Raw genomic sequence first — 14,546 nt, forward strand, 5'->3', positions numbered from 1 at the left:
ACCGGTCGGCACGGCTCAGGTCGACGTCGGCACGATGTCGGTGCCGGTCGTCACGAAATGCGGCCGGTCCGTGGCGAGGTCGCGTCGTCGTTCGGCGACGTCGGTGAGCAAGCCGGCCGCGTTGATCAGGCCGATGTGCGAGAAGGCCTGCGGGAAGTTGCCCACCTGCTCGCCGGTGGCCTGGTCGATCTGCTCGGCGTAGAGGCCGAGGTCGTTGACCCGGCCGGCGAGTTGCTCGAACAGCCGGGTGGCCCGCTCCTGCTCGCCGGCCAGGGCCAGGCAACCGGCCAGCCAGAACGAGCAGATGACGAAACCGGCCGGGTCGCCGTCCCAGCGGCGCAGCAGCCCGTTGCGCGACAGCCGCCGCTCCACCACGTCGATGGTGGAGCGCATCCTCGGGTCGGCGGCGGGCAGGAACCCGACAAGCGGCATGAGCAGCACCGAGGCGTCCAACCGGTCGGAGTCGAAGGCCCCGGTGTACGCGCCGAGCCGGTCGTTCCACCCCCGCCGCAGCACCGCCGCGCGGACCTCGTCGCGGGCCCGCGCCCACCGCCCGATGTCGGCCGGGTCGCCGAGGCGAGGACCGAAGCGCACCGCCCGGTCCAACGCCGTCCAGCACTGGACCTTCGACGACACGTAGTGCCGTTCGGCGTCGCGGGACTCCCACATGCCGGAGTCCGGCAGGTGCCAGGCCCGGACCGCCTGGTCGGCCAGGGCCCGCAGCAGGTGCCGTACGTCCGGCGACATCGGGTCCAGGTAGTGCCGCATCAGCCAGGCGGCGTCGAGGATCTCGCCGAGCACGTCGTTCTGCCGTTGCTTCCACGCGTCGTTGCCGACGAGCACCGGCCGGCTGTCGGCGTAGCCGCGCAGGTGGTCGAGGGAGTGTTCGGTGAGGTCCCGCTCGCCCTCCACGCCGTACATGATCGGCACCCGGCCGTCGTCGATGCGACCCATCGCCCGCGCCACCCAGGAGAACTGCCGGTCGGCCTCGTCGGGGCAGGCCGACCGCCACAGCGCCTGGAGGGTGAGGCTGAAGTCGCGGACCCAGACGTAGCGGTAGTCGTAGTTGCGGTCGCCACCCAGCTGTTCGGGCAGCGAGGTGGTGGCCGCCGCGACGATCGCGCCACTGGGCTGGTAGGTCATGCCCTGCACCACCATCGCGCTGAGGCGTACCTGGTCGCGGTAGAGACCCTGGTAGTCGTGCAGGTCGGCCCAGGAGCGCCAGCCGGCCACCGCGTCGGCCACCACCCGGTCGGCGGCGGGCAGGGCCGGCTCGCCGCCGCCGTAGGTCGGGGCGTACCCGAGGGTGAACCGCAGGGTGTCCCCGGCCCGGACGGTCGCCCGGCCGACGGCGTCGCCACGGCGGCAGGCCAACGGCACGTCGGAGCGCAGGCTGAGCCGGCACGCGCCGGCCCGCGCGTCGATCACCCCGGCGGCGTGGGTCAGGTACGCGGTGACCCGGCCGTACTCGAACCGGGGAGCGAACTCGACGCGTACCGGCACCTCGCCGGAGATCCCCTCGACCAGCCGGGCGAGCACCCGGGGCGAGCGCAGGCCGATGTCGTGCCCGCGTGCGTCCGGTTCCAGCGCCAACGCGTCGGTGACGGCCACCGACCCGGTGCCGGTGTGGAATACGGTACGCAGCACCAGCGAGTCGTCCAGATAGGAGCGCGACACCCGCACGTCGTCGCCCTCCGGGGCGATCGACCAGTGCCCGGCCCGGTCGTCGAGGAGCCGCCCGAAGACCGACGGGCTGTCGAACCGGGCAGGGCACCACCAGTTGACCGAGCCGTGCCGGTCCACCAGCGCGGCGCTGCGACCGTCGGCAAGGAACCCGTGCTCGCTGATCCGTCCGCTGTCCACGGGCCGGGTTACCCGGGCACCCCGGAGCGCATTCCTCGACCACACCGTCTTCTGTCCGACCCGTGGACGTCGCCCCGGCAGCCCCGCACCCCGCCAGCCCCGGCAGCCCCGCACCCCGGCAGCCCGGCAGCCCTGGCTGCCCCGGTCTGCCGGCGTCACCCCGGTGGCCCGGCTCGCCGGACCGACCGACGCCGCCCGGCGGGCCCGGATTGCCGGAGCTGCCGGCGTTACCTCGGCGGGCCGGCGGGAACGCCGGTCGTTGACGAAGGAGGATGCCATGACCAGAGCAGCGAACCCGACCGCCACTTGGCGACCCGGGATGCCGGGCGGCGACAACCTCCCGTCCGGTCCGGCCGGCCGGCCGGCGACGCCCCCGGGGGACGGGCACGGCCCGCAAGCCGGAGCGCCGGCGGTGACGATCGGCGCGTACCCGGACTATCCGTCCGCGCAACGGGTGGTGGACTACCTGGCGGACAACCGGTTCCCGGTGGAGCACAGCGCGATCGTAGGGACCAACCTCACCCTGGTGGAGACGGTGCTCGGCCGGCTCACCACGGGACGCGCCGCCCTGCTGGGTGCCGGCACCGGCGCGTGGTTCGGGCTGTTCATCGGCCTGTTGTTCGGCATCTTCACGGTCGGCAACTGGCTCGCGGTGATCCTGGTCGGCCTGGTGATCGGCGCGATCTGGGGTGCCGTGTTCGGCGCGGTGGCGCACGCCATGTCCGGCGGCCAGCGCGACTTCACCTCGGCCAGTTCGCTGCGCGCCGGCCAGTACGCGGTGACCGTGGACGCCGGCTTGGCCGACCAGGCGCGGCAGATGCTCGGCCGGATGCACCTGACCCCGACCGGGGCCACCGCCCGCTGACCCGTCCGACCCAGCCGCCGCCCCGACGCGCCCAGCGCCGGGGCGGCGGTCGCGTCGTCGGCCCCTGACCGGGGCGGGCGGCCCGACCACGACAGGCCCGGGGAGCACCCGCCGCTCCGGTCGACGGCCACGGCCACGGCCACGGCCACGGCCACGGCCACGGCGACGGCCACGGCCACGGCCACGGCGACGGCGACGGCGAACCGGAGGTGACGATCAGGACGAAAAGGCCCCGGCCGATCGGGGCCTTGAATGTTGTCTGACTAGCGGGACGTCCTCGCGAAGTCCACGAACCCCCGCCACGCGCCCGGCGCGAACGCCAGCGTCCCGCCGTCACGGTCCTTCGTGTCCCGCACCAGGACGACGCCGGGCAGGTTGTCGGCGACCTCGACGCACGCGCCGCCGTTGTCCCCGCTCTTCGTGCTCTTGCGCCACCGCGCGCCGGTCAGGTCCATGCTGCCACCGCTTTCCTGATGAGGTCGAGAGACTGCGACCGGGGTAGGGCCTCGCCGACTATGCGAGCCCACCTACGTTCAAGGCTAGCGATCTCTGCCGCGTCGTCGGTGACGTGTGCGCTGGCCGGACCGTCCTGGTGCGCCATCCGCGCACCGTCCGGCAGCTCGGCCAGGATGAACGGACCGCCCATGCCCAGGTAGATGGGCGTGTCGAGCGGTACGACGTGCACCTGCACGCACGGCAGTTCGGCGCAGGCCGCGAGGTGTTCGCACTGCTCGCGCATCAGCTTGCCGTCGCGGCCTGCGCGCCGCCGGAGGACCGCTTCATCGATCACCGCGACGACGAGCGGAGGCTGCGGCCGGTGGAGGATCGCCTGCCGCTGCATCCGTGCCGTCACCAGTTCGTCGACCTCTTCGGGGGTGGGTGTAGCCAGCGCCAGCGTCGCCCGCGCGTACGCCTCCGTTTGCAGGAGCCCCGGCACCCACGCGAGTTCGAACCATCGCAGCTCGACCGCTTCGCGCTCGATGTCCGCCCATCGTCGGAACCAGACCGGCTCGTGGCGCTTCAGCGCGTCCGGCCAGAGGTCCAGGACGTCGCGGCCCAGGACCGCCGCGACCTTGGCGCGATGCCGGGTCTGCGGGATGCTGCCGTGGCGTGCCCACCTGGCTGCGGTTTTCGGGTCGACCCCGACCTGAGCTGCCAGGCTCTCGGCGGTCTCCCCGGTCTGCGCCATGGCCTCCTTGACTGCCAGATTCATCCCGCTCCCTCCCCCGTTCCGACCGAACGTTCTGAACGTCTGCCTCCATATTGCTACGCGGTGTGTTCGCGCCACAACCCTCGGCAAGGTGGAGCCCAGAGCGGCGCCGCCGGTCGGAGGGGAGATCCGCCGGCCGCGCCTGCTGCGGGGGCCGTCTCCTGTGGAGGGGCAGGAGGCGGCCCCCGTTCCATCCACCGCTACCAAGGGGGAACACCGTGCCGGACACGCCGGAGCCCGACAGCCCACCGCCGCCCGAGCCGCACCGCAAGCCTGACGACGACCCACCACCGGCACGCCCGTCGGTGCCCGGCCCGATCGGGCCGTTCATCCCACCGTGGCGGGGCCCCGGCCGGCTGGGGAACGCCGCCCCCTGCCACCGCCGGGCCCACTGCCACCGCCGGGCCCACTGCCACCGCCGGGCCCCCCGGCTGGAACGGGAGCTGGCCCGGTGACCCCGCACACGATCCGCCCCGGTGACGTGCTCCACCTGACGCGCGCCGCGAGCGTGCAGTTCATCCGGCCGATCACGGTACGGGTCATCCGGGTGCTCACCGACCGGCACACGTACGACTGTTGGTTGTGGATAGACGCCTACGAGCTGGACGCAGCCGGCGACGCGGTCCGGCGGCGGACCCTGTTCCTGATGCCGGCCGGAGCGACACGTCTGGAGCCCGGCCCCCGTCGACCGGCTCCGCGCAGGCCGATCCCGGGAAAGGTCGTGGTGGCGTGACCGAGCTGCTTCCCGGCCGGCACACGCCGCTACCACCCACCTGGCTCTGCCGGATCGACGCCCACCCGTGGCCCTGCGGGGAAGCGAAACTCGCGCTCCTCGCGGCGTACGCCGACGACCGGCCGGGCCTGCTGACCCTGCTGTCGACGCTCAAGGAGGAAGCCGAAGACCATCTCACGCAGCTCGACGGCGGCAGGCCCGTGGACGCCACCGACCGCTTCCTGACCTGGACATACCAGGCCGGCCGCTGACCTCACCTCTCTCCGAGCGGCGAGGTGGGTGGGGCGGGGACGTGGCAGGGTCAGCGGTCGCGGCGAGGATAGACCAGTTCACCGGCCCGAATCGGCACCTTGACCCGGTTCTCCGGGGGTGCCAGCGGGCAGGCCCAGGTGTCGTCGTACGCGCAGCTGGGGTTGTAGAGATAGTTGGCGTCGAGGCGGACCCGGTGCCCGGGGAGCACGGTGAGTCCCCGCCCGAAGGTGCCCTTGACCGTGTCGGTGAGGTACCGACCGCCGCCGTACGTCTCCCGGCCGCTGGTGCCGTCGCGGACCGGCACGAACAGCCCACCGCCGTACGCCTCGATCCACCACAGGGTCAGCGGCCCCCACGGGGTCTCGGCGACCGCCACCCGCCGGTAGCGCACCACCCCGTCGGGGCCACCGGTGTCGATGGTCTCGGTGCCGGAGGCGGGACGCAGCGGGGCCTCGACCACCGCCGCCGGATCCGCCGGGAACCAGCCCAGCCCGGGGAAAGCGGCCCGGTCGGCGGCCGGCAGCGGGCTGGCCGGGTGGCTGCGGAACAACTCGTCCCGGGCGGCCCGGAAGCCGGCCAGGTCGGTGTCGGACAGGTAGAGCGCGGCGGTGCGTTCCCGCCAGTCGAGCACGTCGAGATCGTCCACCCACCGACCCTAACCACCCGCCGAACCCGACCCACCCCTCTCCCGCCACCCCAGCCGCTCTCCCCTCCCCCACCCTGAGCCGCTCTCCCCCGAACCCCCGCGCCCTCCCCCGAGCCGCCGTCCCCGGTGATCAAGAGGTTCGCGTCAGTATCGGGCTGAACGATGACGCAAACCTCTTGATCACCGGGGACACCGCCGGGACACCGCGCCGAAGGGGCGGTGATCAAGAAGTTTGAGGCGGAAATCGAGCTCATCGATGACGCAAACCTCTTGATCACGGGACGCTCCACCGGGACACCACGCCGAGCGGCGGTGATCAAGAAGTTTGAGGCGGAAATCGGGCTCAACGGTGACGCAAAGCTCTTGATCACCCGGGACAGGGCAGGGCCGCGACGGGTGAGCGGGAGCGGAGCGGGTCAGTCGTCGGTGGCGAGGCGGGCGTGCAGGTGTTCGTCGTGCCGGTGGCCGTCGCCGTAGCGGTGCGACTCACGCAGCGTGCCCTCCCAGCGGTAGCCGGCACGGGTGGCGACCCGGCAGGAGGCGGGGTTGTCGACCGCGTGGCACAGTTCGATCCGGTGCAGGTCGAGGTGGGTGAAGGCCCAGCCGGTGAGCGCCCGCAGCGCGCCGGAGGCGACCCCGCGTCCGCGCGCCGGCCCGGCGGTCCAGTAGCCGACGGCGGCGTTGCCGTCCCGGATCTGGTGCACGGAGACCGCGCCGAGCAGCGTCCCGTCGGTGGCGTCGGTGACCGCGACGGAGACGTGGCTGCCGTCGCTGCGGTCGGACCGCCGGGTGATCCACGCGGCGGCCTGCGCCAGGTCGGTCACCCCCTGCCCGTTCCACCGGACGATGTCGGGGTCGACGAGGGCGGCCAACACGGCCGGCGCGTCCGCCGCCCGCCAGGGACGCAGCACCAGGCCGGGTGCGGTGATCTGTACGGGTTCCACCGGGGCAGTCTGCCAGCTCACCGGCCACCCTTTCCTTTCAAATCCTGAATTTCCTCCCGTCAAGGAGAAGTGTCTCGCTGCTCACAGGCACATTAGAGAGCTTGTTTAAATTTGAAGGAGTGCTACTGTTCGGGCATGACGGAGAGCCTGGACAGCGAGCGGATGGCTTGCTGGCGTGCCTACATCGAGGCCAGCCAGCGGCTGTTCACCCAGCTGGAGGACGACCTGCGTGCCGACGGGGAGCTGAGCTTCGCCGACTACCACGTGCTGGTCCTGCTCTCCGAGGCGCCGGGCCAGCGGCTCCGGATGGGTGAGCTGGCCGGCCGGCTGGTCTTCTCCCCCAGCCGGCTCACCTACCAGATCTCCACCATGCAGCGGCGGGGCCTGGTCTCCAGGCAGTCCTGCCCCGGGGACCGTCGGGGCAGTGAGGCGGTGCTCACCGCCGCCGGGTTGCTGACCCTGCGCGAGGCCGCGCCGGGGCACCTCGCCTCGGTCCGCCGGCATTTGATGGACGACCTCGACGACGCCGAGGTCACCACCCTGACCCGGGTCTTCGATCGGCTCGGCCGGCGGCTGCGCGCCGACCGGGACGCGTCGTCCACCCACCGCGACACCTGAGGAGAGCCGAGATGCCCGCGATCACCGTCGACGACGTCCTCGTCCTGCCCCGCCTGCCCCGGCTCGACGAGACCACCAGCTACCGGCCGGTCCGCCGGCTGACCACCGCCCCGAGCGGCTACGAGGGTGAGGGTTTCCCGGTCCGCCGGGCCTTCGCCGGGGTGCCGATGCAGGATCTCGACCCGTTCATCCACCTCGACCAGATGGGCGAGGTGGACTACGCGCCGGGCGAGCCGAAGGGCACCCCGTGGCACCCGCACCGGGGCTTCGAGACGGTCACCTACATGATCGACGGGATCATGGACCACCAGGACTCGCAGGGTGGCGGCGGCACCATCACCGACGGCGACACCCAGTGGATGACCGCCGGCAGCGGCCTGCTCCACATCGAGGCCCCACCGGAGCACCTGGTCGCCAGCGGTGGCCTCTTCCACGGCCTCCAGCTCTGGGTCAACCTGCCCCGGGTGGCCAAGATGATGCCGCCGCGCTACCAGGACATCCGGGGTCGGGAGGCGGCCCTGCTGACCACGCCGGACGGCGGCGCGCTGATCCGGATCATCGCCGGTGAGATCGCCGGGCACCAGGGGCCGGGGTCGACCCACACGCCGATCACCATCGCCCACGTCACGCTGGAGCCCGGTGCCGAGTTGGACCTGCCCTGGCGGGCCGACTTCAACGCGCTGGTCTACGCGCTCTCCGGTCGCGGCACGGTCGGCACCGACCGGCGACCGTTGCAGGGCGGCCAGTTGGCCGTGCACGGTCCGGGCGACGCGCTGCGGGTGACCGCCGCCGGCAAGCAGGACGGCAACACCCCGGGCCTGGACCTCTACATCATGGGCGGAAAGCCCATCCGGGAGCCGGTGGCGCACTACGGGCCGTTCGTGATGAACACCCGCGCCGAGCTGATGCAGGCCTTCGAGGACTTCCAGGCCGGCAAGCTGGGCGTCGTGCCCGCCCAGCGGCTGCCGCACACCGGCGGCCAGGGCGACCGCCCCTGACCGGGCGTACGCCGGTCTGAAGCCGGTGACCCGTCCACGGGCGTCCCGGGACATCCCGGGACGCCCGTTTCGGGCGCGGTGACCGGCGCGAAGGGGAGGCCCTCGTGCGCCGAGGTGTCCTTTTCCCGGTGTCCGTTCCGGTGGACCGGGGCGGGCGGTGGTGGCAGGTGGGTGGCGGCCGTCAGGAGACCGCGAAGATCCCGGCCACCCCGAGAATCACCATGAGCAGCACCGCCAGGATCGCGCCGCGTTCGCTCTCGACCGCCTGCGTACGGTCCTCGGTCGCGGAATTCGTCGTCTCGGCGGGCATTGCGGTGCCTCCTCGGCGTTCGCGGCTCTACGGGGTGCGGTAGGCCACCGTCCGGGCGTCTGTCGTGCTACCCGGAATGCGCATTCGCGGCGGGGGTCCTACCGTGAGGACGTCGTCGACCTCGGGAGGTGGAGCGTGGCGATCGAGGACTGGTTCCTGACCGCTGAGGAACGCGCCAACCCGGTGTCGGGGATACCCGTCTGGACGACCGGAAACCTCGCCGAGCCACTGATTCACGGTGCGGCGTACTTCGACCACCTGGTCAGCGCGGTGGAGGCCCTCGGCGCGGGTGACCACCTCTTCTTCACCGACTGGCGGGGCGACCCGGACGAACGGATGCGCCCGGACGGCCCGACGGTGGCCCAACTCTTCGCGCAGGCCGCCCAACGTGGCGTGGTGGTCAAGGGGCTGCTCTGGCGCTCCCACCTCGACGCGCTGTCCTACAGCGAGGCGGAGAACCGGAACCTGAGCGAGACGGTCAACGCCGCCGGCGGTGAGGTGCTGCTCGACCAGCGGGTGAGGCGGGGCGGGTCGCACCACCAGAAGCTGGTGGTGCTGCGCCACCCCGACGCGCCGGAACGGGACGTCGCCTTCGCCGGCGGGATCGACCTGTGCCACAGCCGCCGCGACGACGCCGACCACCACGGCGACCCGCAGCCGTTGGCCATGTCACCCCGGTACGGCCCGCGCCCGCCCTGGCACGACGTGCAGCTCGCCGTCCGGGGGCCGGTGGTCGGTGCGTTGGACACCACGTTCCGCGAGCGGTGGACCGATCCGATGCCGTTGGACTCGGAGAACCCGCTGGCCTACCTGCGGGACCGGCTGCGCGGCTCCGACCTCCGCCCCGATCCGTTGCCCGCCCAGCCGGCCGACCAGCCGCCCTGCGGGCCGCACCGCATCCAGGTGCTGCGTACCTATCCTGCGGTCCGCCCCCGCTACGCGTTCGCGCCGGACGGCGAGCGCACGGTGGCCCGCGGCTACACCAAGGCGGTACGCCGGGCCCGCCGGCTGATCTACCTGGAGGACCAGTACCTCTGGTCGACCGAGGTGGCGGAGCTGTTCGCCGAGGCGCTGCGGGCCAATCCGGACCTGCACCTGGTCGCCGTGGTGCCGCGTCATCCGGACGTCGACGGCGCGTTGGCGCTGCCGCCGAACATGGTGGGCCGGGAGCAGGCGCTGTCGCTGTGTGAGCGGGCCGCCCCGGAACGGGTGCACGTCTTCGACGTGGAGAACCGGGCGGGCGAGCCGGTCTACGTACACGCCAAGATCTGCGTGGTCGACGACGTCTGGGCGAGCGTGGGCAGCGACAACTTCAACCGCCGGTCCTGGACGCACGACAGCGAGCTGTCCTGCGCGGTGCTCGACGACACCCGCGACCCGAGGGCCCCCGCCGACCCGGCGGGTCAGGGTGACGGTGCCCGGGTGTTCGCCCGGGACCTGCGGCTGCGGTTGTGGCGTGAGCACCTGGACCGCGATCCGGACGGGGCCGACGACGTCGACCTGCTGAATCCGGCCGACGCGGTGGCGGCGATCACCTCGACCGCCGACGCCCTGCAACGGTGGTACGACACCGGTCGGCAGGGTCCCCGGCCACCGGGCCGGTTGCGTCCGCACCGGCCCGAGCGGTTGCCCTGGTACACCCGGCTCTGGGCGTTGCCGGCCTACCGGCTGGTCTACGACCCCGACGGCAGGCCGCTGCACGCCCGGCGCAAGGGCACCTGGTGAGCCTCCGACGCGGGCCGGGCGGGTGCGGTGGCTGACGTCGCCGGGGGCGGCGGGGAATACCGGGTCAGTCCGCCCGGGTAGGCGAACGAGGTACGCGGGGCGTAGCAGCCACCGACGATGAGCAGGGGGTTCTCCGGGCGCAGCGCGTAGCTCGGGTGCACCGGGTCGAAGAACTCGACCGACTCGATCTCGAAGGGGCTGACCGGCTCCGACACGTACGGGTAGACGCCGCTGACCAGGTCGCCGTCGCGGAGGGTGAAGTAGCGGTGGTGTCCGGCGCGTATCTCGTGGCCGGTCTGGCCGACCCGGGCCCGGGTCCGGATCAACGGGGCGCCGCCGATCTCGGTGTCGGCGACCAGCACGTCACCGCGTACCCGCAGGGTGGTGCGCCCCAGCACGGCGGGGGCGCCCCGGGCGGCGGCGTAGTCACGCACCCGGGGGCTGCAGGTGACGTAGTGGGTCCACCAGCCGCCGGGGGTCACCCCGTCGGGCGCGTCGACCCCGGCGAGGGCCACCCCGAGGTAGGTGAGCGTGTAAGCGCCGAAGCCGGAGGTCTGGGCGGCGTCCTCGACGACCTGTTGGTTCATGAAGACCTGGCGGTCGGGCCGGGGGCGCAGGCCCGGGGGGACCAGGGCGGCGACCGCGTCCGGGTCGGCCGGCAGCCAGCTGAAGTGCAGCGTCCGGCTGTCGACGACGAGTTGCGGGTCCGCGGGGTCGAGCACGGTGTTTCCTCCGTACGGGGTGGTCCCCGCGACGGTACGGGCGGGCTCGGCGGCGGGACAAGGACGGAAACCCGACACGGCACCGTGGTGTCGGGCTCCCGGTCGACGGACCGGTCCACCGGTGGGCCGGGCGGGGCGACCCGGCGGGGCCGTGCCGGCTCCGGTCCCCGGATCGGACGACGTTGCGTGGTGGGGATCACCGTCATCGGTAATCTATGACCGTTTCGGGGCTTTGGTGAAGCAAAATCACTTAAGTACATCAGCCTTTCGGCTAGATTTCCCTTCACCGATCAGGCTATGGTGGCTTCCGAACGGCCCATCTGAAGCTAAACCAAAGCGTCACGCCTTTTTCCGCGGACGAGGTGCAGGGAGGACCACCAATGACCGCGTCAACCATGAGCGAGCAGGCGACCACCACGCCGACCACCACCGAGAAGCTCGACCCGCGCGCCCTCACCGACAGCGCCGCCGACCTGCTGAACGCGATGGCCGCACTGCCCGCCAACCACCCGTCGCGGGCCGCGCTGCGGGACCGGGCGATCGAGGCCTGGCTGCCGCTGGCCAACCACCTGGCCCACCGCTACAGCGGCCGGGGCGAGCCCACCGACGACCTGGCCCAGACCGCCGCCGTCGGCCTGATCAAGGCGATCGACAAGTTCGACCCGACGCGCGGTGTCGACTTCGCCGGCTACGCCATCCCGACCATCATCGGTGAGCTGAAGCGGCACTTCCGCGACCGCACCTGGGACATCCGGGTGCCCCGCCGGCTCCAGGAGCTGCGGCTGGCCATCTCCGACGCCAACAGCTCGCTGCTGCAGACCCTCGGCCGCTCGCCGACGGTCGCCGACATCGCCGCCCACCTCAAGATCACCGAGGAGGAGGTCCTGGAGGGCCTGGAGGGTGCCCGCGCCTACAACGCGGTGTCGCTGTCCACCCCGACCGGCGACGGCGACCGGGCCACCGAACTGGGCGACATGCTCGGCGGCGAGGACAACGAGTTCGAGCTGGCCGAGCTGCGGGTCGCCCTCGGCCCCGCGCTGGCCACCCTCGACGAGCGCGAGCAGAAGATCCTCACCCTGCGCTTCTACGGCAACCTGACCCAGTCGCAGATCGCCGACCAGATCGGCGTCTCGCAGATGCACGTGTCGCGGCTGCTCGCCCGGGCCCTGACCAAGCTGCGCGGTCAGCTCGACGGCACCTACTAGGGGGTGGCGGCGGTCACCGACCCGGCGGGTCGGTGACGGCCACGACCACGAGGCCCGGCCGGCGGTTCGCCGGCCGGGCCTTCCCCATGTCCGGAGCCGCCGTGCCCGACCCCGCAACCCCGTGGCCCGACCCGCAACCGCCGTACCCGACGTAGGAAGCGCCGTGCCCGGCTCCGCAACCGCCGTACCCGACGTAGGAAGTGCCGCGCCCGACTCCGCGCGGCGTGGCTCCGAAGCGGAAAAGCCGTGGCCCCGACGCGCGTGCGTCGGGGCCACGGTCTCGTCGGTCCGGTCAGCCGGCCGCCGGGTCCCGCCACATCGGATAGAACGGCGTGCCGTCCGGCAGTCGGAAGACCTCCCGCAACCGGTAGCCGTGCCGGGCGTAGAGGTCCCGCCCGGCCTCACTGCTCGCCTCCAGGTAGCCGGGCACCCCATGGTCGTCCAGCCAGGCGTGGTGGTGCCGCAGCAGCGCGGTACCCAGCCCCTGGCCCTGCCGCCCCGGCCGGACGGCCAGCAGCGCCAGGTGGTGGTGGTCGGGATGCGGATGGTTGGCCGCGAACAGCTCGTCGAGGTGCTGGAACCGGGGGGTCCACTCACCACAGGCGGCGGCCAGCCGGTCGTCGTAGTCCACCGGGGCCGGCGAATCGCCACCGACCTGCGGCAGCCAGACCGCCACCCCGTCCCGGTCCGCGGTGCCGAAGACCAGGCCGTGCCGCATCGCGTGGTCGACCAGGATCTCGAAGTTGTCGGCGAAGACGGCCTCCCGCTTCGCCTCGTCCGGCACCAGCCACCGGGTCGCCGGGAGCACCAGGAACGCCTCGGCGATCCGCTCGGCGACGAGCCGGGTGTCGGCGGCGTCGAGTCGCTCGACGGTGACCGTGTTCACCGCCGGGCCTCCACCGGCACCGGGCCGTCCACCGGCGGGTCGAACAGTGAGGTCGCCGCGCTCTCCGCGCCGCGCCCGATCCGGGCGTAGACATCGGGACGGTTGGACCGCAGCACCATGCCCCAGAGGAAGCCGATCAGCGCGGCCACCGGGTAGACCCCCGGGATGATCCAGCGCAGCGGCGAGTCCGGCGCGACGCCGAGCAGGGTGGCGAAGTTCGTCACCGCCACCGCGACGACGGCCGCCAGCGCGACGGTGGCCAGTGCCGGGGCGATCGCCCGCCGCCAGAGCGACTCCGAGGTGTCGGACCGGGCGAAGTAGACGATCACGGCGACGCTGGTGGTGGCGATCAGCAGCAGTACGCCGAAGCCACCGCCGGTGCCGGCGTAGTAGAAGAGCTGCACCACCGGGTCCCAGCCGTTGACCGCGTACAGCACGATCACCAGCAGGCCGAGCAGGCTCTGCGCCAGCGACGCCACCCGGGGTGCCCCGGTTCGGGGCGAGGTCTGCCCGAAGGCGGCCGGCAGCACCCGCTCCCGGCCCAGCGCGAAGGCGTACCGGGCGGTGGTGTTGTGGAACGAGATCATCGCGGCCAGCACCGAGGTCATGAAGAGCGCCTGGCCGATGGTGACGGCGGTGTCGCCGAGGTGCGCGGCAGCCAGGTTGAAGATCAGTTCGATGCTCTGCTCACCGGCGGCGGCGGAGATGTTCTCCGGCCCCACGGCCACGGTCATCGACCAGGAGGAGAGGGCGTAGAGCCCAGCGATGATCGCCACCGAGAGGTACGTCGCCAGCGGCACCGTCCGCTTGGGGTCCTTGCTCTCCTCGCTGAACACCACCGAGGACTCGAACCCCACGAAGCCGGTCATGGCGAGCACCAGCAGCGCACCCGCCCCCGGCACCAGCAGGTTGGACGGGGCCAGCGCGGCGAAGCTGGTCGTGCCGCCCGCCGGGTTGCTGAGCTGACCCAGGTCGAACACGACGATCACCACGATCTCGGCGATCAGCAGCACCGCCAGGACCTTGCCGTTGACGTCCACCCGCAGCAGGCCGAGGAAGGCGACCAGCGCCCAGGCCACCAGGGCCACCACGGCCCAGTGCGGCTCGACGCCCAAGAGGGTGCCGAGCACCGGCGCGGCGGCGGCGCCGATGGCGCCGTACAGACCGACCTGGAGCGCGTTGTACGCGATGAGGGCGACCCAGGCCGCGCCGACGCCGGCCGGCCGGCCGATGCCACGCGCGACGTAGGCGTAGAACGCGCCGGCGTTCTCCACCCGGCGGGCCATCGCCACGTAGCCGACGGAGAAGAGCGCCAGCACGGCGCCGACGGCGAGGAAGGCCAGCGGCATCCCGGTGATGCCGGTGACCGCGTAACCGGTGGTGACCACGCCGGCCACCACGGTCAGCGGGGCGGCGGCGGAGAGCACGAAGAAGATGACCGACGGCACGCCGAGGCGGCCACGGGCCAGGGCGTCACTGACGTTGCTTGGTCGTACGACTGTCGGATGGGGGGGCATGGGGCTGCTCCGGAAGAGGGGGAGATGAGGGGGAAGGTGGTGGCGCGGCGAG

General features: G+C 72.7%; 17 protein-coding genes. 8 read left to right on the forward strand and 9 right to left on the reverse strand.

Features of this window, described 5'->3' with window-relative positions; all coding sequences use genetic code 11:
• Positions 1-15 precede the first annotated feature (15 nt).
• Positions 16-1,863, reverse strand: coding sequence for a glycoside hydrolase family 15 protein (locus AB0C22_RS17870; RefSeq protein ID WP_357535934.1), 1,848 nt, complete (start codon positions 1,861-1,863; stop codon positions 16-18).
• 277 nt (positions 1,864-2,140) lie between these two features.
• Here AB0C22_RS17870 and AB0C22_RS17875 point away from each other — a divergent pair, with 277 nt between their 5' ends.
• Positions 2,141-2,728, forward strand: a complete 588-nt coding sequence (locus AB0C22_RS17875) for a general stress protein (RefSeq protein ID WP_219469462.1) — start codon at positions 2,141-2,143, stop codon at positions 2,726-2,728.
• A gap of 263 nt (positions 2,729-2,991) precedes the next feature.
• Here AB0C22_RS17875 and AB0C22_RS17880 read toward each other — a convergent pair whose 3' ends face one another.
• Both AB0C22_RS17880 and AB0C22_RS17885 read right to left on the reverse strand, forming a co-directional pair.
• Positions 2,992-3,183: a DUF397 domain-containing protein gene (locus AB0C22_RS17880; RefSeq protein WP_219469457.1), complete on the reverse strand. Its 192-nt coding sequence runs from the start codon at positions 3,181-3,183 to the stop codon at positions 2,992-2,994.
• Complete coding sequence (locus AB0C22_RS17885; protein WP_219469454.1) at positions 3,174-3,941, reverse strand: DUF5753 domain-containing protein; 768 nt, start codon at positions 3,939-3,941, stop codon at positions 3,174-3,176. The genes AB0C22_RS17880 and AB0C22_RS17885 overlap by 10 nt, the downstream gene beginning before the upstream one ends.
• 215 nt (positions 3,942-4,156) lie before the next feature.
• Here AB0C22_RS17885 and AB0C22_RS17890 point away from each other — a divergent pair, with 215 nt between their 5' ends.
• Genes AB0C22_RS17890 through AB0C22_RS17900 form a run of 3 tightly spaced genes read left to right on the forward strand, consistent with a single transcriptional unit; the run spans position 4,157 to position 4,922 of the window.
• On the forward strand, positions 4,157-4,393 hold the full coding sequence (locus AB0C22_RS17890) for a hypothetical protein (protein WP_357535937.1): 237 nt from the start codon (positions 4,157-4,159) through the stop codon (positions 4,391-4,393).
• A complete protein-coding gene (locus AB0C22_RS17895) occupies positions 4,390-4,671 on the forward strand; it encodes a hypothetical protein (protein ID WP_357535939.1) in 282 nt (93 codons plus the stop codon). The genes AB0C22_RS17890 and AB0C22_RS17895 overlap by 4 nt, the downstream gene beginning before the upstream one ends.
• The gene (locus AB0C22_RS17900) at positions 4,668-4,922 is read left to right on the forward strand and encodes a flavin reductase (RefSeq protein WP_357535941.1); all 255 of its coding nucleotides are present in this window, start codon (positions 4,668-4,670) and stop codon (positions 4,920-4,922) included. The genes AB0C22_RS17895 and AB0C22_RS17900 overlap by 4 nt, the downstream gene beginning before the upstream one ends.
• A gap of 50 nt (positions 4,923-4,972) precedes the next feature.
• On the opposite strand, the gene AB0C22_RS17905 is transcribed toward AB0C22_RS17900, so the two are convergent.
• Both AB0C22_RS17905 and AB0C22_RS17910 read right to left on the reverse strand, forming a co-directional pair.
• Entirely contained in the window at positions 4,973-5,569 is a 597-nt protein-coding gene (locus tag AB0C22_RS17905; RefSeq protein WP_219469451.1) for a DUF1684 domain-containing protein, read from the reverse strand.
• A gap of 416 nt (positions 5,570-5,985) precedes the next feature.
• A complete protein-coding gene (locus AB0C22_RS17910; protein WP_357535943.1) occupies positions 5,986-6,534 on the reverse strand; it encodes a GNAT family N-acetyltransferase in 549 nt (182 codons plus the stop codon).
• A 114-nt stretch (positions 6,535-6,648) separates the two neighbouring features.
• Here AB0C22_RS17910 and AB0C22_RS17915 point away from each other — a divergent pair, with 114 nt between their 5' ends.
• Both AB0C22_RS17915 and AB0C22_RS17920 read left to right on the forward strand, forming a co-directional pair.
• Positions 6,649-7,131 carry a MarR family transcriptional regulator gene (locus AB0C22_RS17915; RefSeq protein WP_219469446.1) on the forward strand — a complete coding sequence of 161 codons (483 nt, stop codon included), beginning with the start codon at positions 6,649-6,651 and terminating at the stop codon, positions 7,129-7,131.
• 11 nt (positions 7,132-7,142) lie between these two features.
• A complete protein-coding gene (locus AB0C22_RS17920) occupies positions 7,143-8,129 on the forward strand; it encodes a pirin family protein (protein ID WP_357025267.1) in 987 nt (328 codons plus the stop codon).
• Between the two features lie 181 nt (positions 8,130-8,310).
• On the opposite strand, the gene AB0C22_RS17925 is transcribed toward AB0C22_RS17920, so the two are convergent.
• A complete protein-coding gene (locus tag AB0C22_RS17925) occupies positions 8,311-8,439 on the reverse strand; it encodes a hypothetical protein (RefSeq protein ID WP_255597954.1) in 129 nt (42 codons plus the stop codon).
• 135 nt (positions 8,440-8,574) lie between these two features.
• Here AB0C22_RS17925 and AB0C22_RS17930 point away from each other — a divergent pair, with 135 nt between their 5' ends.
• On the forward strand, positions 8,575-10,164 hold the full coding sequence (locus tag AB0C22_RS17930; RefSeq protein WP_357535945.1) for a phospholipase D-like domain-containing protein: 1,590 nt from the start codon (positions 8,575-8,577) through the stop codon (positions 10,162-10,164).
• Here the strand turns inward: AB0C22_RS17930 and AB0C22_RS17935 are convergent.
• A complete protein-coding gene (locus AB0C22_RS17935; protein ID WP_357535947.1) occupies positions 10,113-10,886 on the reverse strand; it encodes a hypothetical protein in 774 nt (257 codons plus the stop codon). The two genes, AB0C22_RS17930 and AB0C22_RS17935, sit on opposite strands and share 52 nt — an antisense overlap.
• Positions 10,887-11,266: 380 nt before the next feature.
• On the opposite strand from AB0C22_RS17935, the gene AB0C22_RS17940 reads away from it, so the two are divergent.
• Entirely contained in the window at positions 11,267-12,091 is an 825-nt protein-coding gene (locus AB0C22_RS17940; protein ID WP_208568961.1) for a SigB/SigF/SigG family RNA polymerase sigma factor, read from the forward strand.
• Between the two features lie 292 nt (positions 12,092-12,383).
• Here the strand turns inward: AB0C22_RS17940 and AB0C22_RS17945 are convergent, their stop codons facing one another.
• Together AB0C22_RS17945 and AB0C22_RS17950 are read right to left on the reverse strand one after the other, a co-directional pair.
• Positions 12,384-12,977: a GNAT family N-acetyltransferase gene (locus AB0C22_RS17945; RefSeq protein ID WP_219469434.1), complete on the reverse strand. Its 594-nt coding sequence runs from the start codon at positions 12,975-12,977 to the stop codon at positions 12,384-12,386.
• Entirely contained in the window at positions 12,974-14,494 is a 1,521-nt protein-coding gene (locus AB0C22_RS17950; RefSeq protein ID WP_357535950.1) for an APC family permease, read from the reverse strand. Before AB0C22_RS17950 ends, AB0C22_RS17945 begins: the two co-directional genes overlap by 4 nt.
• Between the last annotated feature and the right edge of the window lie 52 nt (positions 14,495-14,546).

It is taken from the genome of Micromonospora sp. NPDC048894, from assembly GCF_040649765.1.
GTDB classification, from domain to species: Bacteria; Actinomycetota; Actinomycetes; order Mycobacteriales; family Micromonosporaceae; genus Micromonospora; species Micromonospora antibiotica.

What these genes read in the sequence shown, in the direction of transcription:
- AB0C22_RS17880 (WP_219469457.1), bottom strand. Translation starts at nt 3,183, where the DNA reads ATGGACCTGACCGGCGCGCGGTGGCGCAAGAGCACGAAGAGCGGGGAC.
- AB0C22_RS17915 (WP_219469446.1), top strand. Translation starts at nt 6,649, where the DNA reads ATGACGGAGAGCCTGGACAGCGAGCGGATGGCTTGCTGGCGTGCCTAC.
- AB0C22_RS17940 (WP_208568961.1), top strand. Translation starts at nt 11,267, where the DNA reads ATGACCGCGTCAACCATGAGCGAGCAGGCGACCACCACGCCGACCACC.
- AB0C22_RS17885 (WP_219469454.1), bottom strand. Translation starts at nt 3,941, where the DNA reads ATGAATCTGGCAGTCAAGGAGGCCATGGCGCAGACCGGGGAGACCGCC.
- AB0C22_RS17925 (WP_255597954.1), bottom strand. Translation starts at nt 8,439, where the DNA reads ATGCCCGCCGAGACGACGAATTCCGCGACCGAGGACCGTACGCAGGCG.
- AB0C22_RS17875 (WP_219469462.1), top strand. Translation starts at nt 2,141, where the DNA reads ATGACCAGAGCAGCGAACCCGACCGCCACTTGGCGACCCGGGATGCCG.
- AB0C22_RS17950 (WP_357535950.1), bottom strand. Translation starts at nt 14,494, where the DNA reads ATGCCCCCCCATCCGACAGTCGTACGACCAAGCAACGTCAGTGACGCC.
- AB0C22_RS17920 (WP_357025267.1), top strand. Translation starts at nt 7,143, where the DNA reads ATGCCCGCGATCACCGTCGACGACGTCCTCGTCCTGCCCCGCCTGCCC.